The organism is Nocardia sichangensis (assembly GCF_047200615.1).
In the GTDB taxonomy this organism is placed as follows: Bacteria; Actinomycetota; Actinomycetes; order Mycobacteriales; family Mycobacteriaceae; genus Nocardia; species Nocardia sichangensis.
This window is the reverse complement of record NZ_JBJZOK010000133.1, coordinates 1-633: the sequence shown is the minus strand read 5'-3', so window position 1 is coordinate 633 and position 633 is coordinate 1. Positions and strand designations below refer to the sequence as shown.

Genomic DNA, 633 nt, shown 5'->3' with positions numbered 1-633 from the left:
CGGCCGCCGTCGATACTGCTGGATCGGGTGGAGCAGGTGGTGGCGTTGACGTTGGAGCGGACTCCGCGGGATGCCACGCATTGGTCGCGGGCGTCGATGGCCGAGCGGACCGGGTTGTCGAAATCGACGATCGGGCGGATCTGGCGGCGGTTCGATCTGAAACCGCACCTGGTCGATGGATTCAAACTGTCGACCGACCCGCTGTTCGTGGAGAAAGTAGTGGATGTGGCGGCTTTTACCACAATCCGCCGGAGCGAGCCGTTGTCCTGTCCGTGGACGAGAAATCGCAGATGCAGGCCCTGGATCGTTCACAACCGGTGTTGCCGATGATGCCGGGCATGCCCGAGCGTCGCACCCACGACTACGCTCGCCACGGCACCACGAGCCTGTTCGCGGCATTCAACATCGCCGATGGCACCGTGATCGGGGAGTTGCACCGTCGCCATCGTGCCGCGGAGTTCAAGAAGTTCCTGGTCTCGATCGACAAGGCGGTACCCGCCGAATTGGCCGTTCATCTGGTCTGCGACAACCTGGCGACTCACAAGACCCCGATCGTCAACGAATGTCTCGCGCGTCACCCTCGGTTCCACGTGGACTTCACCCCGACCGGATCGTCATGGCTCAACCAGGTCG

The 633-nt window shown here is 62.9% G+C and carries 1 pseudogene; it reads left to right on the top strand.

The window, feature by feature from the left end:
• Window positions 1-633, top strand: a pseudogene (locus ACL03I_RS39465) (IS630 family transposase); the annotation flags it as partial.